The 24,589-nt window shown below is 48.1% G+C and carries 17 protein-coding genes; 2 read left to right on the top strand and 15 right to left on the bottom strand.

Translation table 11 applies throughout. The features are described from left to right. Position 1 precedes the first annotated feature (1 nt). The 3 genes from HHL17_RS08880 to HHL17_RS08870 are packed head-to-tail and all read right to left on the bottom strand — an operon-like array spanning position 2 to position 2,760. On the bottom strand, positions 2 to 1,252 hold the full coding sequence (locus HHL17_RS08880) for an STN domain-containing protein (RefSeq protein WP_169224379.1): 1,251 nt from the start codon (positions 1,250 to 1,252) through the stop codon (positions 2 to 4). After that, entirely contained in the window at positions 1,233 to 2,204 is a 972-nt protein-coding gene (locus tag HHL17_RS08875) for a FecR family protein (RefSeq protein WP_169224378.1), read from the bottom strand. Before HHL17_RS08875 ends, HHL17_RS08880 begins: the two co-directional genes overlap by 20 nt. A gap of 10 nt (positions 2,205 to 2,214) precedes the next feature. Beyond that, positions 2,215 to 2,760: an RNA polymerase sigma-70 factor gene (locus HHL17_RS08870; protein ID WP_169224377.1), complete on the bottom strand. Its 546-nt coding sequence runs from the start codon at positions 2,758 to 2,760 to the stop codon at positions 2,215 to 2,217. 481 nt (positions 2,761 to 3,241) lie between these two features. Here HHL17_RS08870 and HHL17_RS08865 point away from each other — a divergent pair, with 481 nt between their 5' ends. After that, positions 3,242 to 5,014: a M57 family metalloprotease gene (locus HHL17_RS08865; protein WP_169224376.1), complete on the top strand. Its 1,773-nt coding sequence runs from the start codon at positions 3,242 to 3,244 to the stop codon at positions 5,012 to 5,014. A 130-nt stretch (positions 5,015 to 5,144) separates the two neighbouring features. Here the strand turns inward: HHL17_RS08865 and HHL17_RS08860 are convergent, their stop codons facing one another. From HHL17_RS08860 to HHL17_RS08820, 9 genes are all read right to left on the bottom strand, one after another. Further along, positions 5,145 to 6,173: an endo alpha-1,4 polygalactosaminidase gene (locus HHL17_RS08860; protein WP_169224375.1), complete on the bottom strand. Its 1,029-nt coding sequence runs from the start codon at positions 6,171 to 6,173 to the stop codon at positions 5,145 to 5,147. Between the two features lie 154 nt (positions 6,174 to 6,327). Next, positions 6,328 to 6,867, bottom strand: a complete 540-nt coding sequence (locus tag HHL17_RS33355) for a hypothetical protein (RefSeq protein WP_206155943.1) — start codon at positions 6,865 to 6,867, stop codon at positions 6,328 to 6,330. 30 nt (positions 6,868 to 6,897) lie between these two features. Beyond that, entirely contained in the window at positions 6,898 to 7,920 is a 1,023-nt protein-coding gene (locus tag HHL17_RS08850; RefSeq protein WP_169224374.1) for a hypothetical protein, read from the bottom strand. A gap of 41 nt (positions 7,921 to 7,961) precedes the next feature. Further along, complete coding sequence (locus tag HHL17_RS08845) at positions 7,962 to 8,633, bottom strand: hypothetical protein (RefSeq protein WP_169224373.1); 672 nt, start codon at positions 8,631 to 8,633, stop codon at positions 7,962 to 7,964. Between the two features lie 183 nt (positions 8,634 to 8,816). After that, positions 8,817 to 12,356, bottom strand: a complete 3,540-nt coding sequence (locus HHL17_RS08840; RefSeq protein WP_169224372.1) for a TOMM system kinase/cyclase fusion protein — start codon at positions 12,354 to 12,356, stop codon at positions 8,817 to 8,819. 33 nt (positions 12,357 to 12,389) lie between these two features. After that, positions 12,390 to 13,322, bottom strand: coding sequence for an FHA domain-containing protein (locus HHL17_RS08835; RefSeq protein ID WP_169224371.1), 933 nt, complete (start codon positions 13,320 to 13,322; stop codon positions 12,390 to 12,392). A 225-nt stretch (positions 13,323 to 13,547) separates the two neighbouring features. Next, on the bottom strand, positions 13,548 to 15,413 hold the full coding sequence (locus HHL17_RS08830; protein ID WP_169224370.1) for a sensor histidine kinase: 1,866 nt from the start codon (positions 15,411 to 15,413) through the stop codon (positions 13,548 to 13,550). Positions 15,414 to 15,904: 491 nt separating this feature from the next. Then, positions 15,905 to 16,873 carry a dimethylarginine dimethylaminohydrolase family protein gene (locus HHL17_RS08825; protein ID WP_169224369.1) on the bottom strand — a complete coding sequence of 323 codons (969 nt, stop codon included), beginning with the start codon at positions 16,871 to 16,873 and terminating at the stop codon, positions 15,905 to 15,907. A 60-nt stretch (positions 16,874 to 16,933) separates the two neighbouring features. Next, a complete protein-coding gene (locus HHL17_RS08820) occupies positions 16,934 to 17,434 on the bottom strand; it encodes an RICIN domain-containing protein (protein ID WP_169224368.1) in 501 nt (166 codons plus the stop codon). A gap of 328 nt (positions 17,435 to 17,762) precedes the next feature. On the opposite strand from HHL17_RS08820, the gene HHL17_RS08815 reads away from it, so the two are divergent. Further along, a complete protein-coding gene (locus HHL17_RS08815) occupies positions 17,763 to 18,866 on the top strand; it encodes a TIGR03118 family protein (protein WP_169224367.1) in 1,104 nt (367 codons plus the stop codon). 96 nt (positions 18,867 to 18,962) lie between these two features. Here HHL17_RS08815 and HHL17_RS08810 read toward each other — a convergent pair whose 3' ends face one another. The 3 genes from HHL17_RS08810 to HHL17_RS08800 all read right to left on the bottom strand — a co-directional run bounded on the left by HHL17_RS08810 (position 18,963) and on the right by HHL17_RS08800 (position 24,567). Beyond that, positions 18,963 to 19,448 carry an anthrone oxygenase family protein gene (locus HHL17_RS08810; RefSeq protein ID WP_169224366.1) on the bottom strand — a complete coding sequence of 162 codons (486 nt, stop codon included), beginning with the start codon at positions 19,446 to 19,448 and terminating at the stop codon, positions 18,963 to 18,965. Between the two features lie 113 nt (positions 19,449 to 19,561). Next, positions 19,562 to 21,160 carry a RagB/SusD family nutrient uptake outer membrane protein gene (locus HHL17_RS08805; protein WP_169224365.1) on the bottom strand — a complete coding sequence of 533 codons (1,599 nt, stop codon included), beginning with the start codon at positions 21,158 to 21,160 and terminating at the stop codon, positions 19,562 to 19,564. 14 nt (positions 21,161 to 21,174) lie between these two features. Continuing rightward, on the bottom strand, positions 21,175 to 24,567 hold the full coding sequence (locus HHL17_RS08800; protein WP_240975112.1) for a SusC/RagA family TonB-linked outer membrane protein: 3,393 nt from the start codon (positions 24,565 to 24,567) through the stop codon (positions 21,175 to 21,177). Positions 24,568 to 24,589 lie beyond the last annotated feature (22 nt).

Below are 24,589 nucleotides of genomic sequence, written 5' to 3'. Positions count from 1 at the left end.
ATTATTGGTCTGGTTTAGGACACCCCTTCTTTGGCCGTTTATGGAATGAATTGATAGTATAGGAAATTCCAAACTGAAATCCCATCCATGAAATAAAACTTATGCTTTTCTGTGAAGAATAGCTATCACCAAGTATTACAGGAGTATGCACAATCTTGTAGGCAGCAAAGTAATGTTGCTCGTCCAACATGGGCGCCGCAGGGATATCATTATAATAATACGTTTGAAAAAGTGCATTAATGGAGATACCAGCCTGTAAACTCCAATGATCATTAATGTGGCGTTCCAGGTTTAATCTGGCTTGCAGGAACTTTCCTTTTACCGTTACCTGATTGCTCTTGGAAGTATCATTGAGGTCCGAATACTTTTTTTGGTTAATACCGTATGTGGCGCTAACATTCAAATCATAGTGTTTATCTAATCCCACCTTAGATCCCAGTCCATATCTGAACAATTCAAACCCGTTGTTCCTGCTGACAGCGGCTACCAGGTAAAGATGCTGAAAGCCGCCATTAACCTCAACATTGAGCAATGAATTTTCATCAGCGTACCAACCCAGTGCGATATAAGGATAACCAGCGGAAGAATGGGCATAAAAAGGGTGAATAGGAATAGATGGAAGATTAACCTTTAATACCTCACCAGTTTGCTTTTTAACGGAGTCCACCAAGAAGCTATGGCGAGTGGCAATAGAACGAAGTGTATCTGATTCCCTGAGGTGTTCCTGTTTTAGACCTTTATCCAACCTGACCGCATTCATGCTGCCACTATCAACAATGATAACTGGCAATTGTACGCCAGCGGGGTTATAGGTTAAATGGCTTGTATATGGAAGATTAGATAAACTCAGATGATGTAATAAACAGGTTGTTTTCGCTGGTGAGTTCTTATGGCAAATGATTGCCCTTTTTTTGGGAACAGTACCATCTGTAATCACTATGTATTTGTCTACTTTTTTATATTCAATTCCGGTATGGTTTCGTAGTTGAATGAGGACCTGCTTAAGGGTATAGCGCCCGGCGTTCAACCGGATAATTTTTGTGGAGGGAAACTTACTGGTATTGATGGAAAAGTGCGCACCGGTTTGGGCATGCAGCAATTCAAACAGTTTATTAAACCGGATTTCGGAAGTACAGATCGTTACATATTCAGCTTCAGGGGACGAATGCTGTGCTTGCAGGGACCTGGCATAAAATACACCAAATGCCATCAATAGAATTTGGAACCATATTTTAGTCACTGTTCTTTTCATGTATGATTATTGAATCATTCGTTTGTTTGAAATGCACATGTAAAGTCTGTGCGATTATCACCATTATATCCTGAAGCGACTCATTTTGGAATTCGGCGGTCATCCTCATCGACTTAAGTGATTCATCAGCTATAACCATTTTTCTACCATATACGCTGGCTAGTTTAGCACATATGTCTTCCAGCCTGGTATCGTCAAAATAGAACTGATGAGTAGCATATGCCATTTCATTAATATCTATTTTCCGATATAGCGTTAACCTTCCGGAGGAAGGAAGATAGCAGCCCTTTTGATTAGCAGACACCAACAGCGTGTCATGGGGGGTAATCAGCAAAACCGCCCCATTGGTGACAGTTACAGATTGAAACTCCTTTTCCACAGAGACATGAAAGGTAGTTCCCAGTACTTTTATTTTAAAATACCTGGTTTCAATTTCGAAAGGTTTTCCATCTATTCCCTGAATACAGAACCAGGCCTGACCCTTTAAAATTGCCTTACGGGAATTATCATCAGCCCCGTATTGGAAACCAGACTGTTTATCCAGCACAACTATTGAATTGTCGGGCAGCGTATCCCTCAGAAAATTATTCCCAGCATCCAGCATAATGGAATATTCCCGTTGAGGCGTGTGATTTATTTTGAACAACAGTGCCCCTGCAGAAACCATTAAAATGACAGCGGCAGCCACCTTTAAGATTACTTTTAAGGTGAACTTCTTTTTATTGTTACCAGTTTTCTTTCCGGCAAGTTTTTCCCAGGCCTTATTGGTGGATTCCGGGCAAGAGGCATCACCACTGACCTGCTCCCACAATCTGACCGCATGTGCGTAAAACTCGCTGTGATCAATGGATTCCTCCTTCCATTCTTCCAATTGCATGGCCTCATCCGGAGTGGCTTCTCCCGAAAGAAACTTGGTGATTAATTCATATATCTCTTCTTCTGAAAAATCCATATCATTTCAATTAATTGCTGAAACAGGTAAAGGTATTGTACAGGAAAGTTATCCACAGTATATCTGATAATTTTAGCCGCAGGATACGCAAAGCCTTACCCATGTGCACTTCTACAGTCTTAACGGAAATATCCAGCTCAGCAGCGATTTGATTATATGTTTTTTGCTCAAACCTGCTTTTGGTAAATACCAGCCTGCATTGTTCCGGTAGCTGATCAATACAGTTCATTATTCTATTATAACTTTCTTTTGAAATCAGTTGATTTATGTTGATAACACCAGGTTCCCGGTAATCTGCGAGACGTTTTTCCTGTGTTCTTTGCTGCCGTTTGATATTAAGACAATGGTGATGCACCGCCGTATAAAGATATGCTCGAATACCTTGGTCCTTTATTAAGTGGATTCTCTTTTCCCATATTTTCAGGAACACAGCTTGCACCGCATCCCCTGCTTCTTCATTATTTTTAAGCATAGCATAGGCATACCTGTGCAATGCCTGGTAATAACTTTTAAAGCACATTTCAACTAATCGATCATCATTATGGTCGTTCAACATGAATATTTTCAACGTATTTTAGTTAGCTCCACTAATAGTAATACACCAAAAACTGGTTCTACCCTTATCTAGTCAGAAAAAAAAACTTAATACCCCAAAACGTGACCAGAATGCACCTTTGCCCATAAAAAAGGATTGCAGGGCGTGATCAAAGTCCGCAATCGTTCACCAATATTTTGGTCCCTATCAGTGGTGGGGCCATCTATTATTACAGTGCGGGGTGGTTGTATGTAACCGCTACAACACTTATCTTCCTGGCTGTTTTCATCTGTATTAAATTTATACCGGCAACCAGGCAGGCTCGCATGTCCTGTGCAGCATCCCCTTTCTGAGGCTGTGAGACAGCAGCACCGCTACTCCCTATATTTATGCCACTACCCAACAAACTATTCTGTGGCACAGATATCGCTTCCCCACGGTATTACCCGAAAGCCTGGCGCTGTATTCCCGATTATTTGATGTAGCTAAAAATCTGTCTTTTATGCAAAAAATTTTTCTTCTTTTCCTATGCTGTCTGCTCTTTTGTCTGAGTATTTCCTGTAAGCAGGAACATCCTGGCTGGACCAATGATTCCGGCCCTGTACCGGCTTCTGTGCTTGACCGTATCAAAGCGTTAGGCTTCAGTATTAAAGACCTGCAACGTATCGATAGTGGTTATCTGGTAGAGCGGGACATCCTGCTCTATGAACGTGATCTCGGACCGGCGGGCCCTGTACTCCGGATTGCGGAGACAGAGCAGTACAGAACAACACAATTGGTGACTGGTTTGCCACGTGTGTTGACGGTGCGTACTGTTGGCCTCAGTAGCGCTTTTGTGACAGCAGTACGCCAGGCGATAGATAATTACAATGCGCTGGGACTGGACCTGACTTTTAAATATGTGATAGCCACTTCAGCAGACATTACAGTGCAAGGCGCCTGTCTTAGTGCTGGTCAGCTGGGTTTTTCCGGATTCCCTGCTAACGGTAACCCATACCCTACCATCACCATCAATACCTGTTCATCCCAGTTAGGCAATAATGTGGATTTCATCAGGCATGTTGTGGAGCATGAGATGGGCCATACTATTGGCTTGCGGCATACCGACTGGAGCAACACCGGTTATAGTTGCGGCAGCGGCAGCAATGAAGGTGCCGGCACCGCAGGCGCCTTCCCTATTCCAGGTACGCCTACAGGCGCTGATGCAGGCTCTTTTATGCTGGCCTGCTACAGCCTGGGCACCATCGGCGATACCAGTGGCAGCTTTAACGCCAACGACCGGCTCGCACTGGAATACCTGTTCCGCGTTCCTTTGGCAACGCCTTGTTACTCACCACCGGTGGCTATTGCGAGAGACGCCAACAATATGAGTGTTTTTGCCATAGGCCCTGCCAATAACCTGATGCATAAATCATGGAATAATACCGGCAAATGGTCCAAATGGCAATTACTCGGTCCCATTTCATCTATCCCCGCGGCGGTATCAAGGGCTGCAGGCTTCATGGATGTTTTTGCGAAAGGGCCTTCCAATAACCTGATACATATTTCGTGGACACTCTTCAAGGGATGGTCTGCCTGGGAAGACCTGGGCGGTAATATTGCCGACGCACCGGTTGTAAACTCCAGGACGCCTGGTGTGATCAGTGTTTTTGCCAGAAGCGCTGGCAATACCCTCGTTACAAGAACCTGGACCAGTGGCAGTGGTTGGTCTGCCTGGGAAGACCTGGGTGGTAATATCACCTCGCAGCCGGCGGTAGCCTCAAGAGATGCGAACAATGTGCATGTATTTGCCCAAACGACCAACAACAATCTGACACAGATAACCTGGTCTGCCACCGGAGGATGGTCGGCATGGAACAACCTTGGAGGTAGTATTGCAGGCTCTCCGGCTGTCAGGTCCAGAACACCGCAGTTGTTAAACATCTTTGCCCGCAGTGTCACCAACAGCCTGGTTACCCTGAATTGGACGGAAGGTACCGGATGGAGCGCGTGGAGTGACCTGGGAGGTTCGCTTTCCTCCGATCCCGTTGTAGTGGCGAGGGACGCAAACAATCTGCAGGTCTTTGCCAGAAACGGCAGTATCCTGATCAACTTCAACTGGACAAGCACAACAGGATGGTCGTCTTCCATCAATCTCGGTGGTCCTATCAATGCTACCCCCGCGGCCATCTCTCGTGCTCCTAACTTTATCGATGTATTTGCCGCCAACGGCACGGTGATGACGACTATTTTCTGGATAAGTGGCAGTGGATGGTCTGCCTGGGGAAATATTTAAACCGGGAACGATAGCAGGGGCGTTGTTGTCTTTCACAGGGTTGCCTGAAATTAGTATTGGGGGTGAACCAAATAAAAAAGTGGCGAACTGACAGGTAACGCCTGCCAGTTCGCCACTCCATATTTAGTCATTATTGGCCCGCTGGGTTTTCCCAGTATGAAGAAGCATCCACCGGGTCGAGATAAGTGCCGTCGAAACCGGCATCAAGTATTTTTTGCGTATAGGAGTCAGCGTTACCATAGATATACGCTTTCCATTCAGGCATCCAGTAGCGAACGTAATAGTTACCTTCCCATTTTGGGTCCAGTTCGGCCATCCAGGCCGGATGATTTTTATTCCACTCAGGCTTCCAGTACCAGCGGTATTCTTCTGCCTGTCCCATGCTCATATACGCCAGCACTATGCGTTTGCCGCCATTCTTTTTCACCTTGAGCGCATTGATCTGGGCCGGTGTCCAGGTAATTGTTTTATCCGGCTGGAAAGCATCGATAACCAGTACATCATAGTTGGTCGCCTTCAACTTGTTGAGATACTGATCATCAGGGGAGATCAGGTAAAGGAAATTTTTGGCGTCTGCCAGTGTGTTGATGTTGTTGGCATTTTCATGATTGGGCGCACCGGTCGGAATGGTTTGCAGCTGACGGCTGGCGGTAGCAAAAGAGATGAACCCGTTGGCTTCGTTCTTTTGGTAAGAAGCGGCAATCAATGGCGCCTGGTCGCAATAATCGGTGACAAGCACGGCAAGGTGGCTGGCAGTGGCGCGTTTGCCAAATCGTACCCATTCTTTGGTAACGGCGGCGGGCGTAGCGGCATTGTCGTTATTTTCATAGCCGTAATACAATTCCTCTCTGCCAATACCATTGAGCGCATTCAGGTATTCAGTGACCAAAGGCCCTGAAGTGTCGCCATCGGCGGTCAGCAGTTCTGTGCTGTTTTGCGCCACCACGATAAACCCGGGTTTGCGTGTCCGTGCCCAGCTGCTGATATCCTGAATGAAGTTGCGTAATTCCTGCCCATAATTGATCTGCTCCGTGCTGGCTTTAAGAGATGTTTCACTGGCAGGTTTGTTGTTGTTGTCTGATTGTTCCTTTTTACTACAAGATGAAAAGCTTAAGAGGCCCATCATGGCAAAGGTGAGGATACTACAAAATAAACGCATGGTGTAAGGGTTTTTAGGTTTTCCGGATATATAACGATGAAAACATAAAAAACCCTCTGTCACGTATCAACAATTTTTTTCACACGACAACAATACGCCGCATTCCTCCCGAAGGAGGAACACGGCGCGTACTTCCGCATACATACTACATCTATCACGGCCAGATAACCCCTTCCTGGTCGTCACTAATCCAGGGTTTGCCATGGCAGCTGGTGCCTTCATGAGCCGCCAGACAAGCGCGTATCCATTCAGCGCCTTCGGCATGACTTTTTACTTTCCTGGATGAACAATACGTGGTTTCCGTATTGTCCTCATACAATTGATAAGCAGGATAACCACCTTTGCCTTTTGCAGTTTCTGCTACCGCACGAGAGGCAGTGTAAGCGATATTACTAAAGCGTACATTGTTCAGGAGACAGGCCACTGTCACGTAACCATTGCCCTGACTAAGACGCCACTCATTGGGAGTATTACTGTGAAGGGTCCAGTTGTTGGCGCCACTGTGATAGGTAAGGTTTGCTGCTGCAAAGCCTCCGTTTGTGGTCACCGCTATCTGGAAAGTATGATCGGTGTTGATGATCAAATCAGCCTCCCGTACCCAGTCGGGGGGAAGGGTAAATGCATCAGGGATATCGATCATCCAGTCTTGTGTGGATTGAGATCTGTTAGCCCATCTCATGGTGAAGTTTGCCATAATTAATTGGGATTAAAGGGTTAAAAAATATCAGGCCCATTTGATGGTGAATAACTCCGCCAAATTTTTTGGCCTGGTTTCTTTACCTCCAGCGGGTTTGGTATTGGAGGTGTTACCGGTGTTGATAATAGTGGCCGATCCTTCTTTACCGGTCAGGATTGGCTTATCTGTGGAGAATGACAACTGATGGTCATGTTTGAGGAATTCATCTTCTTCCAGGGTTCCCACGTTATCGCCTTTGATAGTACCGCCAAGGGGTTTACGCTGACCGGCATCCGGATCGGTGCCCGCACCATGGTCCCAGGCTCTGCTGAAATATCCCCGCATGTCCGGTAACAAGGACCGCTTGTTGGGGCCGGTGCCAAACCGGCTGTTAATGACGCTGTTCAGCCGGGAAAAATCAAGGCCCAGTTCCGCCGCCGGATTACAGAGCGATAATTCTTCTGCCGGGGGATTCTCGGTAGCGATATATTGTCTTCGCTCCCCGATAATTCCCTGCACCGTGCAGGGAAGATTGTCCAGCGCCACCGCTCCGACATTGGCACACATGCTGTAAACAGCAATCCTGGCAAAAGGCGTGGCACAACCCACCGTTAACAATACGGCGGTGGACTTGGGATTGACGACCAGTTGTACCACCATCTCCGTCAGACCACTGCCTTTACGGGCAATTGTGCAGGCATCTATTCCATCTGTCAGCGAAAGGGTAACTTCCGCTCCTGCAGGAATATTCAGTATAGCCTTTGCCGTTACCTGCCTGCCAGCGAGCACGGATTGCCAGCGAGGGAATTCATGGAGAGCCTGGGCAAAACGCATTGGGCTGTTATCTTCGCTTTTCGTAATGATGCAGGTGTTATTGACCGAGTCAAAGCCGATCTTGCCATTCCTTCCGGGGTCAAGATATATCCAGCCGTCAGGGGAATTATAAGTGATATCATTCCCTATTATGACTTTATTGCTGTAATACCTGAAATCGTAGTTATAGACAAGGTTTCTTTGTTGCATGGCCAGTAACAGGGACTGCATCGTAACAGTACCACATACAGTTTCCATAGTGCTTCATTTGGCCGGGGAACAGGCCCCGGCATTGGGATTTACAAAACAGGATCGATAAACGAAATAAGGGCTTCAGTGGCTCTCGTACCGTCGGTAGACAGGAACTTACCAGAGCTGCTGTCATATGCTACGGACAACGTATTGACCCCATCGCCGTATTTGAGCTGGGTCATGGGAGATGTCACCAGCGTTACAACGGTGTTGCTGATCACCTGTGACTGAAGCCAGATATAAACCGTGGTAAAGGGAGTCATAGTGGCTTTACTGGACAGCAGTACAGGGACTGCTGACAGCGCATTGCCGATAATATCTGTTCCATTGACAGTAGCATCTTGGTACAAGCCTACTGTCATATATGGTTGGGGATCATATTTATTCAACAGGCAATATGCATCCGGCGAGCCGCCACTAACTGGTCCTTTGATATTAGAGGAAGGCTCCAGTGTATATAGCTTGTTCCTGGCAGCGCCTACCGGTGTGGCGGACAATTGTTCCAGCTCTGCGCCATTCTCTACTCTGGCAGTAGAAGCATAGATACCATATTCCTCTCCCCATCCAAGCTTATTGGAACGCATGGGTTTAAATACCTGCCAGGCAACATTAGGACTGGAGCCTCCGGTGGGTTTCGCGACTACCACATTGCTACCTGTGGCGTACAGGATATCCAGCTGTGACTGGTTAAACTGTACTTGTAAACTATATTCGGGCATCTTATTAAAGTTTTAAAGTATTACCTACTCTTTTCAGGCTTTTCGGTATCCGCCTGCTGATGGTCAATCCGGAGCTCCATTGACTTGCTGTTTCAAAGCTAAACAGCAGTATAAAAAATTCCTATTTCAACATATTTCAGTCGACATACCAGAACAGGTTCATCCTTAAAAAAGGAGGTAATGTTATCGAAGGCAATGCACACGCTGCATCACCATCATCTGTTGTTTTTCCGCCATTTGCTGTGACAAGGCCAGGTATTTACGGGCAATAGCATATGCCTGTTTACCAGCACCTGCCAGCGACAGTAACCGATAGGTTTCAGTGATATATTGTTGTCCATCCGAACTGTTAACAAAGCGCAGACAATCCTGTACCCGGCTTTCCGCAGTAACATAATGCCGGAAAACTATCTCCATGGCAGCAATAGCCGCATCCCAATCGTTGCGCACCGAACCGGCACCGACAACAGTCGCCGGTTCATCCCGCCTCCGGACATCCTGGCTGGCCGGGTCATACAGCGCCAATGCTTTCTCCAACACGGCAGCAGCTTCTGTAAACCGGCCGTCGTTGAACAATTGCAGCCCCAGGAAGACAGAAGAAACGATGGCATATTTTATATCCTGCAGGGCCAATGCCTGCTGACATAACCGCTGTGCCACCATGGCCGCCATTTTCCAGTCACCACGCATGGCATAGTAACTGGTATAAATAAACATGCCGGGAAGCAGTTGCTCCTGCGCCGGTAACTGTTCATACAACCGGTACATGATATCGAGTTGTTCCCCTACCGTAGTAGCACCATATCCATCCACGATCACCAGATTGGAAAGCAGGTATTGCCTGATGGCCAGTTCGGTAATATGATCGGCAGGCAGTTCCCGCAGCCATTTCAGCGCCTGTTCACAAAGCGGTATACATTCCCGGTTGGCCGAGGTACTGATCAGTTGCTGAATACCGGTCAACAGCCATTCAATAGCTGCTGCCACATTTCCCGCGCCATACAGGTGTTGTGCGAGGGTATTCACGGCCAGCACATCCGGCTGCCCATCAGGATCTATCACTGCAATCAGTTCTTCCGCTATGCGGGCGTGTGCCTGTTCCCGTACCGGCGCCGGCTGACTGTCATACGCCACTTCACAGAAAAGCATATGCCGGAACACATACCACAACCCCTTCTCTGTCCGTAACGGTACAATGATATCTGCTGCTGTCAGCATCTGCAAGTCATTCCATACACTACAGACTTCTTTCATGGCTACTTTCATCAACAGCCGGGAAGAGAATTCCCTTCCTATGGTAGCAGCCAGCTGCGCTGTTTCTCTGGCGCTACCAGTCTGGTCCAGTTTCGCATGCAACAATTCCTTCAGCGTCAATGGCACACCGGGCTGCCGGCCATCGTCCATGAGGTGATAAGTATCCCGTACCGCTACCAGCCATCCTTCCGCCAGTAACAGCTGCAACAGCTCTTCTATAAAAAACGGTACACCGTCTGTATGCCGCATCACATAATGCAGCGAGGCGGGCGCTATTTTTTTTCCATATCCCAACTGTTCTTCTATCATTCTTCTTACTGCGCAGATATCCAGCGGCCCCAATTGCAGCCGGGTAAATGACGTAGCATCCCACCCGGGCATAAATTCCGTTCTGGCTGAAAGCAGGAACATACCTCCTTCTTCCTCTTTTTCAGCAATCATACCCGCCAGAAACTCCCTGCTGCTGGGGTCCATCCATTGCAAGTCTTCCAGGAGCAATACATATTTTTTCTTCCGGGAGATGTTTCCCATACATTTCCTTAACGCCTGAAAGAGGATCTTTTTTTGATCAGCCGGCCCCGCCTGCAATGCCGGATATTTATCCGTAAATGGAAATCCGAAACAAGACAGCATTACCGGCAAAGTGACTGTCAGGTCACATCCGGCCACAGATAATAGTCGCTCCAACAGTGGGACCACCCACGCCCCCGCATGCTGATACAATCCATAATACTGCCGGATGATTTCAATAAAAGGAAACAACGCGATATGCCGATGCTCCGGCAAACAGCGGCGTTCAATCAGGGTGACTGCCGTCATCTTTTTCCTGGCTTCCAGCAGCAACCTCGATTTGCCGATACCGGCATCGCCGGTTACCAGTATCACCTTCCTCCTGCCGGCAGCCACCTGCTCAAAATGCCGGATAATCGTATCCAACGCGGCGGTCCGCCCATGCATGGAACGATTGGCAGCAGCAGAGTATAGTTGCGAAAACGCTTCCGCGCGGCGCTCTTTCAATACGTAGAATGTTTCCTGTACCGGCAAACACTCCTCATCCGTCATACCATGGTTCTTCTCCAGCTCCGCAAATGTTCCGATCAGTGCAGCGGTAGTATCGGTAACGAGTATACGATCAGCCGGCGTATAGTGCAGCAACTTAAATCCGGTATTGGCAGTGATGCCTTCCGGTACTCTGTTCCTCCGTGAAATAATAGTACCGGTATGCATCGTCTGCCTGGTTTCCAGCATCACTTTTTTCTGTTCATACAACGTTATGCTGTACTGCTGCATGTCCTCTAATACTTCCAGTGCTGTCCGGCAGGCCATGCGCGCATCATTATCCGTCGCCTGTGGATAACCGAAATAAATCAGCAGGTGATCTGCCATCATACCCTTTACAAAACCACCGAAGCGGGTAGCGATAGCAGCACAGGCACTCAGCTGCCGGTGTTGTAATTCTTCCAGCAACTCCTCTTCCGGATGGCTACCCCGACAGCCCAGCACATCCAGCTTTATGGACAGCACCGTTATCAATCGTTTTTCCCGTTTATCGTAGTTCCATGCCAGCATATTGTCCATCGTTCCCGTGTTGGAGGGTCTCAACAAAGCATCAACAGGCGCCACCAGCGGCAGGTCCATGAAGTCCATGGCTGCCAGCTCCTGCAGTAACAGATGTGCATCCCCAGCCCTGTTGACTGCCTTTTTTTCCAATACCCTTTGCAACAAAGCGGTCAATGGATGCCCTGCTATAAAATCCGGCAGCGGAACAGGGTCCGGGCTTAACTGCCCTTCATACACAGCGGCTGTGGTGATACCCCTGAAAACCGGCGTACCGGTGATGCATTCTGTCAGCAATAACCCCCAGGCATAGATATCTGATCGTGTGGAAGGCGGTTCTCCCCGCAATTGTTCCGGCGCACAATAGGCAGGAGTACCAGCGGCATTATCTACCGGAAAACTATCTCCCGTAAAAGCACCAATACCAAAATCAAGTACTTTGGCATAAGGTCTTGCCCCGGGTTGTGTGATCATAATATTCTCAGGCTTCAGGTCGCGGTGCACAATGCTCATGCTATGCGCACAGGCAAGCGCGTCCAATACCTGCCCCATCAGTTCTACCGCCAACGGCAGGTTGATAGCACCTTCCTGTTGAAGGAACTGTTTCAGCGTAATACCGGCGATATATTCGAATACAACAAAAGGCATGTTGTCACCGGTATAACCGGTATCCAGCAATTTAACAATGTAAGGGTGGTTGATTTCTGCGCAGATCCGTACCTCCCGTTCAAACCTCTCCTGCAGCTGCTTTTCCGACAACAAATTCCCTTTTATCAGTTTGATCGCCACATACTGGCGGGTAGCTTTTTGGACAGCCTTATACACACTACTGTGCGCACCATCGCACAACAATTCCACGATGTGGTAATATTCCATGAAGGGAAACTGATCATGCATTGAGGGTTCTTCCATAAGGAATGCTTTGCTGTTCTCAGGCATCCTTCATCAGGGCAGGATACTGCCCTGCTCCTCAGACCCCTTGCTGATACTGAAGAAAGGATGCCCTAAACGGACTTCTCCCATACGTCTTTCCACAACATTGGCAAACATTTGTCCGAAGGACAGTTGTTCGTATAGCTGTTTCCGTAAGCGAAAAATCTGCAGGTTGATAAAATATACATCTATGTCTTTTTGCATCTCTTTGGAGATGTCTCTTATGAGCTCATCGAGGGAAATCCAACCCTGTTCTTCCGGACTTTGTCCTACAATATGGTCTGCCAGCCGCTTCCGCGCCAGCACCAGCAACAGGTAATTATGCGCGCGGCTGCCCAGATCAATGAGTTGATCGTCTGATACCCGCAACTGTAACCGGATATGTTCTTCATTACTGCTCAATGTGAAAAGGAAAACAGTGTTGTTCACCAGGTGCTGATGATCGATCGTTTCCTCCAGGTAACCGTTGGCTATGAACAGCCATTCTTCGTTCTGAAAAAAAACACTGCAGCCATCCGACAAATGGGTGATATGGCCATTCATTTCATACACCCATCCATGATGAGGCGAACAAAATATCCGTGCATCCGTTCCGGTTGGCAACGGCATAACCTTTTCTTTTGAATGCACCGACTTCAGATAGGGTGCGGGAGGTTTCAGATCGATGATATTCCAGCAGGTACTTTCCGTGTTGCCAAACCGTATCTGGTGCTTTTTACTCAGCTTGCGGATAGATTGGCACAACAGTTCATTATCGATCAATGTGCCGTTCCGGCTGTGGTCACGCAGGAACCAACCTTCCCGGTTCCAGAAAATAGTAGCATGGGATTGAGATACATCCTGCTGCGGAATAGTAGTGTGAACGATGGACGCATTTCGTCCGAAGGCATAATAGGGTGTTAATACAATCAGTTCTTTTGTTACAACATTGATCATACTTGCCATGGATAGTCAGTTTCAATTTAAATATCGACAGTGATATGGCGGTATGCTGATCAGATAGAGATGACAGGGATTTCGGTCAGAAGCGGATATATAATCGCACATAGGTAATCAATTATACCTGTCATGCTAAAATAAGCTATTTTTTTTCAAAAAAAGAAAGCCATATAGCATGACTATACGACTTTCTTTGTATCTAATAAAAAGACTGGCACGGCAATAAAAATGTCAGTGGTGATTCAGTTCATTGTATTTTTCCAGTTCCACGATAAACGCTGTACCTTTTCCCTCTTCACTTTCAAACCATATCCGGCCTCCGTGGGCATCTACAATTTGTTTGGAGATCGCCAGCCCGAAGCCAAAAGATTCTTCGCCCATAGTGCCCCGGCGTTTTACATCCTGCGAGAGATTAAAAATACTTCCCTTCAGCGGATCGGGTATACCGATGCCATTGTCCCGTACTGTGATGCGGACAACAGCATCTGCTATTTGCATGGATACCTCCACAGTACCGCCTACAGGACTGAATTTAACAGCATTGGTAATAAGATTGGAGAATACGCGCCATATCTTTTCGCGGCTAGCCCAGATCGTGGCATGAAAGAGATGAACAATGATCTGTTGTTGTTTTTCGCTTGCTTTTGTTTTTACCAGATCGACACAATAGCGCAGGGCCACATCCACCTCTACCTGCTCTTTCCTGATATCTCCCCGTATATTCATGTACAGCAGATTACTGATCAGCTCCAGTGCCATATGGCCGGATTGCTGGATAAGGTGCAGCGCTTCATTATTCTGTTCATCCGTAACGTTGCCATAGTTCTGCAGAAAGTCGGCCATGGAAATCATATTGCCTACGGGGTTACGGAGGTCATGCGCCACTATTTTGAGCATGCGGGTATTATCCTGCTGACTGTGTTCCAATGCCCGCAGGCCTTTTTCCAGATGTTCGTTTTGCCGCGTGATCACCCTGTTAAGGCTTTCCAGCTTGGCGGCCTGCTTTTTGGAACGCTTCGAGTATTGCCATATAAGAAGGCCGATGATGATCACCATCAGTGTAAGGAGCAACATGACACTGAGGTAGATGTTCTTGATTTCGTTCTGTTTTTTCAACAGATCTAATTCCATCTCACCGGACAGATAATTAAACTGGGTATTGACATCCAACGCCTGAAAAGGATCATCCAGGGATGCCAGTGAATCTTTCATCCGTTGATAGCTTTTCAGGAATGCCAGCGCTTCCTTCTTTTTCCCGGTAGCCTCGCTAAACTCCGATTGCAATTCCCGCCATGACAGCTCTGCCGCATTAACAGGCACAGAATCGAGGGCAGCTCTCATTTTCAGCAACCCTTGCTGCGCTTCTGGAAATCTTTTTTGTTCCAGTTGCAGTTGAATCAGTTTGCCCATCGTTAACAGTGCATCCCTGAACTCCGTACCTTGCAAAAGATTGATCCGGACACTTTCATTCAACAGTTTTTCTGCAGCAACCGTATCGCCGGTCCGCAATAACAAGCTTCCTTTATTCCCCAAAATCACCGCTTCCGCAGCCATTGTATACATAACCTGGTTGGGCAACTTCATAAAAGGGGCTTTGTATTGCTCTATATAACGCATGGCGCTGTCGTAGTAATACATGGCACTGTCTTTTTGGTCCTGGTGATCAAAACACAACCCGATATTATCCAGCTGCCCCTGTTGATAACAAAACCGATAAAACGGCTTCGCATTACAGGCTGACAGCTCCGCAAACATTTCCCTGAAATAGGGAATGGCGAGGTTATATTTCCGCTGCCGGTAATATACCATCGCCAGTCTCAGGCTATATTCCCCCATAGTGCAGGTATCACCGTTCCGCTGGATAAACGTCCTGCCTTCATAATACAACGACACGGCGTTGTCCAGCTTTCCTTCATCCCGGTATATATCCCCGATGTACATCAATGCCCGGCCATATTCTACTGCATATCCCGGCCTGTCGGTTTTTCCCGATAACACCTGCAATATACTGTCCGCATATACTCTTGTATGAAAGCGGTCATTTTGACTGAGCCAGTAGTAATCCAGTTTATAACGATATTTCCACACCAGGTCCATTGGGCCCGGCTTGGGAAAGCCAGCATAAACAGCATCCAATATGCGGAAAGCCTCCGGCTTTTGTCCGGGGCCAAGTTGGTCTATCTTTTGAAAAACCGGCTCAAAAAACGCGGGATGATCTTCGTTATCACGATTCGATTGGTTGCAGGCCACTGGCAAACTACATAACAATGGGATCAACCAACACCATATCTTTTCATAAAATCGCTGATCACGGAACACAGGGAAAAAACGCATTCAACATTATTATTATACTAAAAAACAGTGTTCACCTCTCTAATTCGTCATGAACCAGGGTAACAAAGCATCTGTAAGTCTTCCGAACATTCTCTACCAAATATAACGATCAGGAAAGACATTCACAATAGGCACGACATTATGCATAAAAACCATACTGACAGCGTATTTCAGCATAAAAAAAACCGCACGAAGCGGTTTCTCAGAAAAATATTTTTACTATAAATGATGTATTTATTCTTGCTGTGTCTGCTTCAACTTTTGCGTAACAACGGTTGCGTACTGCAGCGGAAAGAACCTCCCAGGCTTCGGGTGATTTGGAAATCCACATATTCCACCTTCACACCACGGCTGGCTATCTGATCACCGATATGCCGGAACACCGGATCAGTCACATATACCTCCGGGCTAAGCGGCAGTCCGTTCGTGGCCAGGTTGGTGGTTTCTTTGTATGTTACATCGATACGGTCCCAGGAGCGCAGCTTTTCGGGGATACCATCTTTGAAAGCAGCTTCACATACCACCATCAATCCATCTTTGATGAGACCGAGGGCACAGTCCAGGTGCAGGATATCCGGTTGCAGCGGTACTATCTCCAACGTATATCCGTAGGGCTGCAGCAGTTTTTCGAGCCACCGGGCGCCCAGCGCATTGGAGGCGAGGCCGGAGCTGCCAACGAAAATATGTTTGTCCAGCACCAGTACATCACCACCTTCAATAAAGGGGCCAGGGCCAAGGGTCACATCATTTGCTGCTGCCACTTCCGCGCGCGGTGCGGCCACATAGGTGCATGTTTCGGGGTACACCCGTTCCAGCATAATGTCCCGTACCGGCAGCACTTCCATGCGGCGATGCAACAAACGCATCGATCCTTCTATCACCAGGTTACCGACAGTAAAGAAAGGATCACGGGAGAAAAAATTAGCGTAGCCGTCATCACCGCCGGCTTTTTTTTCTGCTGCGGTAAGGCGCCGGGGGCGTAACACTTCCACACCGTGTTCCAGGAGCACGGTTTTAAAGGCATCTCGTTCTTTTATCCATGCCTGTTGTTTTTCCGGATAGGCGTCACCGTAGTCCATGCCTGTTTTGGTGTGCAGGTCGGTGCGTGCTTCAGGGGTCAGGAATTTCAGGTCTTCTTCCCGCTGGACCTTGGGCATGCCAAATTCCGATTCAGCCAGGACAACGGTGCGCAGCGGCGCAAATTCACTTTCAACAAAGATCATAAGACGACAGCTTTTAAAGTGGGTAAACAATGAAGCGACCGCCGCAAAAACTATTCCGTGCTACATCTCGGGGTGTTGTTCTTTCAACGTCCAGTGCTGTAATGCGGTGTTGTTCACCGGAGCCAGTACCACCGGGGCGTTCACAGTCCCTTTGTCATCGGCTGGCGTCAGATAAAGTGTTGTTCCTTTCAGCTTCACCAGATATTGGTCTTTGCCTGCAGGAATAAACTCATATTCCTGGTTGTCATTGCCGGTCACCAATGGCTGCTCCTCCAGTGTTGCTCCGGCTGCTGCCGTGGTTTGCGGCTGTAGTGTTTTGCCGGAGTACAGGTTCACCAGCTGATAGGTGTTATCTGCCACATGTTTGAAATCCCAGGTCACACATTTCCAGTTGACCGGTGAATAAGCCACGATAGGCGTACCGTTGCGGGTATCAGCATCTTTGATGCGCAACAGGATACCCGTCTGAACATTACGGATAGCATAAGTACCGGAAATTTGCTGTGCAGCAACAGTTATGGTGACGATGGTCATCCATAGGAAAAGTAAAATTGGTTTCATGAGGTCCGACAGTTTATTAACAATAAGTTCGGAAGGTCTGATAGATTCATCAAATAAAATCTATGACTGGCAAAACAATCGAATGTTGCATGGAACCGCACCCAGCCATCACAATATTTTTTTTAACATTCGTGCAACATTTCCTACCCGTTAATCCTTATTTATTCATCTCACCTCTTGAAAAAAAATCACCCCAAAAGAAATCGTAATTCATCGTGTTTGGTATTGATGATTGCTGAGACTGGCAGAAACCCGCTTTTCACCGAAGGTTGTCGTATGACAACACTTCACCCATACTATTTTCTATCACATTTTAAAATGTATCAACATGAGCGCCTTGTTTAAAAAAATGCCGGCAGCGGTAAAGCCTGTCGGAACACCCCCAAAATTTATTCGTGCCGGCATCGCGATGATGGTCATCACATTTATGTTATCGGTAACCAGCTGTCATAAGAATGATCCCTTTCACGCCTGCGACCAGTGTGACTGTCTGGGCAAAACTTATAAACAAACCAACCTGGTGGCTGATACTGCCGGTTATGATGCAGGACGTATCGATCCGCATCTGGTGAATGCGTGGGGCATTGCCGTAGGGCCCACAGGCGCCTTCTGGATCTCCTCCAATGGCGACGGCTCCAGCGTTATCTACGATAAAAACGGTGCTACGCTGAGACCACCGGTAATTATCCCTTCACCAGGAGGTAAAGACCCCGGCAGCCCTACCGGCCAGGTATTCAATAACACGACCAGCTTCAAGGGCGCCCGCTTTATTTTTGCCACTGAAAACGGCACTATTGTATCCTGGACATCCGGCGATACTGCTGTGATACAAGCCAACCGCTCCTCTTTCAATGCTGTTTACAAAGGCATTGCACTGGCCAGCGACAGTGGCAAAAACTACATTTATGCGACCAATTTCCATAATGGCACCATCGATGTATTTGACTCCGCCTTCCATTACGTTTCTACCAAACCATTCGTTGATCCGGCTATCCCGACAGGCTTTGCGCCGTTCAATATCCGGAACATAGAAGGCGTGCTTTTCGTTACCTACGCCAAACAAAAACCCGACAAACATGATGATCAGGCTGGCCCTGGCAATGGATATGTGGACATCTACAGACCTAATGGTAAACTTATCAGGAGGTTTGTCTCACAAGGTACGCTCAATTCACCATGGGGCATCACACAAGGCTGCTCCGGCATGGAAGATGGCGTGATCCTCATCGGCAATTTTGGCGACGGGCATATCAACGCTTATAGCGAAAAAGGACTTTACCTCGGACAGTTGCAGAAAGGTACTGGTCCGGTTATCATAGAAGGCTTGTGGGCACTGGAAAGCAACGTGCCTTCAGCACCAGGTCAGCTGTTCTTTACTGCAGGTCCTGATGATGAGTCTCATGGTTTGTTTGGTTATCTCCGGAAAAACTAACATCCACTTATATCAGCACAGCGACGAGCAACTGCAACGTCAGCAAAAAAGCCGGGCGTATTTCTACGCCCGGCTACGTCTATGAAGAACATAATTTTAAAGCGACGATTTCAGGCAGGCAATGATGACCATCGTCACCGTAGCAATAGCGGATAGGGTACGAATAGTATTCAGCCGGTTCCAGGGCCGTTCAAAACGGGCACGATGTGCAGCCAGCGCTGCACTGTCGTCCTGCAACGATATCTTGTCCAGCGCATTGTTTAACGGCACATTGCCTACTGCTGTAACCCCGAAAACACCTACTATGTAAGTGAGGGTAGCTGCCAGCAACCACCCACCCGCTGGCGGCATTCCCTCGCGGAACATGAACCAGGTACTGAGCGGAAGCAAAAACACCGGCCCCATAAAGCCAACAAAAAATACCGGGTTGAGAATAGCCCGGTTGATAGACTGCATGGCTGCCAGATAAGCGGCATCAGACAAGCGGCCCAAGCCAGGATTGACAGAGCAGGAGTAGGCGTAAAATAAGCCTCCCATCAGCGCAGCCGTAACGGCCGTTATCAGCATTAGAAAGAATAGCATAGTAACAGATCAGGTTGTACCTAAAGATAGGTAACCTATAAAAACAACAACGGAATTTTTCCAATAGAAGGAAAAATTCCGCTGTTTGTTATCATGACATAGTAACGGAGAGGTTACCAGCCGGGTGTTTGTTTGTAGAGGCCGTTGGTACGGGCAATTTCATCCGGACTGATAGGCCATGCCATATGTTTGGCCGGATTAAAATTACGCGCAGGCCATACTACCTTGATGGTATAGGGAGAAGCAGGGTCCTGACGGTTAGCATGGATACGGCCATGCAGCGGTGCATTGATCTTGTCATAATCACCCCATCTTTTCAGGTCATGGAAGCGGTCTGTCCATTCACAGGCCAGTTCCACGCGGCGCTCATGTTTCAGATCAGCGATAGTAGGATTAGCCACCGGTGTGAGGCCAACACGGGCCCGTACTTCGTTAAGCGGCGCGGCAGCTTCACCATTGCGGCCCAGCTGTATCAGCGCTTCCGCTTTAAACAGCAATATTTCCGCATAACGCATCAGCGGCAGATTGAGCGCCGTGGTAGGATAATCCGGGTTAGAGCTGGCGAAGGTATTGCTGGCCATATCACCGTTGGAACCGTAGCTGTATGGCTCCATGTATTTATTGATCTGGAAACCGGACAGGCTGTTGGTAGAATAATATTGCCTGGCCTGACCGATATAAACGAACGGATCACCGAACTTCAGAATCGTTACTTCCCTGCGCGGGTCATTGGCTTCATATTCTTCGTACAGCTCTTCTGTAGGCTGGAAGTAGCCCCATCCGTTGTATTTGGTCCAGCCTTTATTTTCCAGTATTACACCGGGAAACTCAGATCCACCCTGGATGCTGGAGTTAACAGACCAGATATACTCAGAAGACCAGTTGTTGGCCACACGGAAAACAGCCTGATAGTTTTCGCGGCTGTTGGCTTGTCCGCTGATCAATGCGCGGTGGCCTTCATCACGGATTTTATCGCATAAAGCCGGCACCAGCTGCCATTTGTTTTTGTCAAACTGTGCCCAGTAAGCATATACTTTCACCATATAACCCCACGCCGCAGCTCTGTGAGCACGGCCCTTATCGCCATCTTTATAGCTTTCGAACAGTGGCAGCATGTCAGCGGCTTTTTGCAGGTCGCTGATGATCTGTGCATAGTTGTCTGTTACAGAAGCTAACTGCGGCGGTATACGTTTGCCAAATTCCGGATTTTCAGGCCCGTCAAACGGAACACCCTGGTCTTTATGGCCATACATGTAGGCTACCCAGAAATGCGCGAAACCACGCATAAAATAAGCTTCTCCGAGGGATTTTTTACGCACCTCTTCAGATACGTTAACGGCCTTCGGGATATTTTCAATCGCCTGATTAGCCCTGTTGATCATATTGTAAAGCTTCTCCCAGCCATTGGTCAGGTAACCTTCACGACCACTGGGGATGAAGTTTTTGATGTTTTCACCATCTGCCTTGGTACGGCCTACGATCAGGTCATCACTGGCATCCTGCACCCAGAACAGGTCACGGCCCCAGGTATATTCATCTTTCATGTCCACATACATGGCGGCAGTGGCTTTACGCAGGTCGTTATCACTCTGCCAGAAAAAAGCGGTGGAAGGCGCGCCATTGGGTTTAGTGTCCACCCATTTTTCGGAGCACGAGCTCCAACCGGCCATCATCGCCATCAGTGCGGGTATATAGATATATTTCTTTTTCATGATTGTCAGTTTGATCAGAATTTAACATTAAGGCCCAGGGAATAGGTGCGGGAAACAGGGAACTGTCCACCATCGAGACCAATACCACCCACTTCAGGGTCCATACCGGTGTATTTGGTGAAAGTAAGCAGGTTGTCACCGCTGAAGTATACACGCAGACCGTTGTTCCAGCGCATCTTGCTGAACGTGTAACCGATCAGCAGGTTTTTCAGGCGCAGGTAGTTACCGCTTTCGAGGTACCAGTCAGAAGCTGTCTGGAAGTTCTTGTTAGTATCATCCGCAGAGATACGGGGGATGTTGGAACCGGTATTTTCCGGAGACCAGGCACCCAGGATTTTATCCCAGCGGTTATATCCTTGTTCAGCACCGTTCAGGGTGGACTGTTTGAAGGCATTGAACAGTTTCACACCGCCCACACCCTGCAGGAACAGGCTCAGGTCGAAGTTTTTCCAGGTGAAGTTGGCAGTAAAACCATAGGTCAGTTTCGGGAAAGCAGCGCCCATGTACACACGGTCTGCATCATCGATTTTACCGTCGCCGTTCTGGTCAATGAATTTCAGGTCACCAGCTTTGGCGTTAGGCTGGATCTTCTGTCCGTTTTTCTGATAGGCGTTAGCCTCTGCGTCTGACTGGAAGATGCCGGCAGACTGTATCAGCCAGTAGGAATAATAAGGTTGTCCTACTTTTGAACGATAAGGATTCAGCACGGTTCTCCAGTTGTCCTTATGTATCCATACAGAATTAGGATTCTCATCAATTTCCACTACGCGGTTTTGGAGCGTAGCCATATTGGCGTTCAGGCTATAACCTACCTGACCGATTTTGTCTTGCCAGCCAACAGCTATTTCAATGCCTTTGTTACCGATTTTACCCTGATTGATCTGTGGTGCATTTAAGCCAAAAGAAACAGGCCAGTAAGTGTCCTGTTGTTTGATCAGGTCGTAAGTCAGTTTGTCAAAATAATCTGCGGTGATGGTAAGACGATGTTTCAGCAGGGCGATGTCAATACCGATATCTGTTTGCTGAGATGTTTCCCAGGTGAGTTGGGGATTAAATCTCGTATCATTAAACAGCGCGCTGGACAGCGGTGCACCGTTGCCCACCTGGTAAGTGAAGTCGTTAGCCAGCAGCGGATAGGCATAGTTAATTGCCACTGATTGGATGTTACCAATACGGCCCCAGCTGGCTCTTACTTTCAGCAGATCAACAGCCGGCACGTTGAAGAAAGGCTCCGAGCTGATTTTCCACGCAGCTGTAACACCGGGGAAGCCCAGACCACGATAACCAACAGGGAGCCTGCCGGCAAAATCATGACGGTAGCTACCGGTCAGGAAATAACGGTCTGCCCAGCTATAGGAAACCCTTCCTACGTAAGAAAGGTTCCTGTCTTTCCATTCACGGTCTGTTGGACGGTCCTGGTCAAATACGGAAGCCAGTGACATAAAGCGGGCCCAGTCAGCTTCGCTTTCAAAACCTCTGGCTGCGATCCCGAAGTTGCGGTTACCAGCTTCCTGTCCTGTCATGGACAGCATCGCGCCGATGTTGTGTTTCTTCAGGGTCTTGTTATAGTTGAGCGTATTCTCCCACAGCCAGTTGTAGTCTCTGCTGAAAGCATAAGTCAGTTTGTTTTGTGCATTGGCTTTACCGGGTTCCAGTCTTCTTGGCTCAAAATTCTTAAAAAGCGTATCTACCTGACGGTAAGAGAAACGTGATATAAAGGACAGGCCGGGGATAATGTCGGACACCGTCAGTTCTGTCACAGACTGGATATCGCTCTTTTTATTGTAAGGCTGGTTACGCAACAGGGTGGCTACTGGATTCACCACGTCGCCGTGAACACCCAGGTATTTGGAATCAGCAGGACCTACGCCGCCGAAAGAACCGTCAGGATAATAAGGGGTGGCAGAGCGGGGCATGTAGATAGCGGAGAGAATAACGCCGGTATAGCCGCTGGCAGTTTCCGCATCGCGGTTCTCATTGTTGTTCCAGAAGATATCCTGCCGCAGTTTTACTTTCTTCGACAGCTCGTAGTTAACGTTGAAGCGAACGGAGATATTTTTGTTGTAGGTATTCAGTAAGGTGCCTTCTTCATTTTCGTAACGTGCCTGTAACAGTGTAGAGAATTTATCTGAACCTGCATTAAAGCTCACGTTGTGGCGTTGCATCATGCCGGTGCGGAATATCTCTTTCATCCAGTTGGTACGGGTCACCTGTGCATAAGGATTGAGGGAAGCGTCCCATCCTGGCAACGGTGGTTTGCCGGCGTTGGCATAAGCCAGGTTAGACACTTTTGCTTCATCTTCAGCACTCAGGGACTGGAGCGTGCGCCATGCCTGTTTAGCGCCTACAAAGCCGGTGTATTGTACCTGTGGCAGCCCTTTCGAAGCCTGACGGGTTGTGATGAGGATAACACCCGTAGCGCCCGCGAAAGCACCATAGATAGCAGCAGAAGCCGCATCTTTTAATACAGTGATGGATTCTACGTCAGCTGGATTATAAGGTGCATTAGGCACACCGTCTACCACGTACAACACACTCTCTTTTGCACGAGAGCCTACACCGCGGATCACGACATTGTTACCATTACTGGTGTGGCCACCGTTGCTGACAACCGTGATACCGGGTACTTTACCCTGGATCATGTTGGCCACGTCCATCACGGGGCGTTCCTTGATTTGTTTCATGTCCGGCACGGTGGCTACAGCGGCGGAGAGGTCACTTTTTTTAGCGGTACCGTAACCGATTACCACCACTTCATCCAGCGCCGTGTTCCCGTTTTTCATGACAAGGTTGAGCGTGTTACCACTGCCAGGCGTGAGTTCTGTGGTCTGGTAACCGACATAGCTGAAGCTGAGGACCGGGTTTTCTGTATCGATGGTGATTTCGTATCGTCCTTCGGGGTCAGTGATGGCCCTGTTTTTAGTGCCTTTCACCCATACGGTCACACCGGGAATAGGTTCGTTGTTTTCAGTCGTAACACGGCCGGAGATACGGCGGGCTACAACTTGTTTGCCGCTCTGCGGAGCATCCTGCTGATGTTGTGTTTTACGCAGCAGAATAGCTTTATCATTCACGCTGTATTCAATGCCTGACTGATTCTGAAGCTGGTGCAGTGCTTCATTCAGGGTAATATTATTGGCTTTGAAATCGCGGATCATGATGTTGTCAAAATCCTGTTTGACATAATTAAAAGTGAAGCTGCTTTGGTTGCTTAATGCTTTTAGCACCTGTGACAAAGAAGCGTTGGATACGTCCAGTTTCACTTTTTCGTTCAGGCTGTTTTGCCGGCCGAAACCGATGGTGGCGGGGAGCAGGCAGCAGCCCAGCAACAGGAAGCGTTTCATCCCTGACATGGCAAGCCCGCCGCTGCGGACCCAATGGTCCGAGACTGTAAATTTCCTTTTCATAATAAAAATTGTTTTTCGGAGT

This window comes from Chitinophaga fulva, assembly GCF_012927205.1.
GTDB classification, from domain to species: domain Bacteria; phylum Bacteroidota; class Bacteroidia; order Chitinophagales; family Chitinophagaceae; genus Chitinophaga; species Chitinophaga fulva.
The sequence above is the reverse complement of the archived record's forward strand: the minus strand, read 5'-3'. Positions and strand labels throughout refer to the sequence as shown.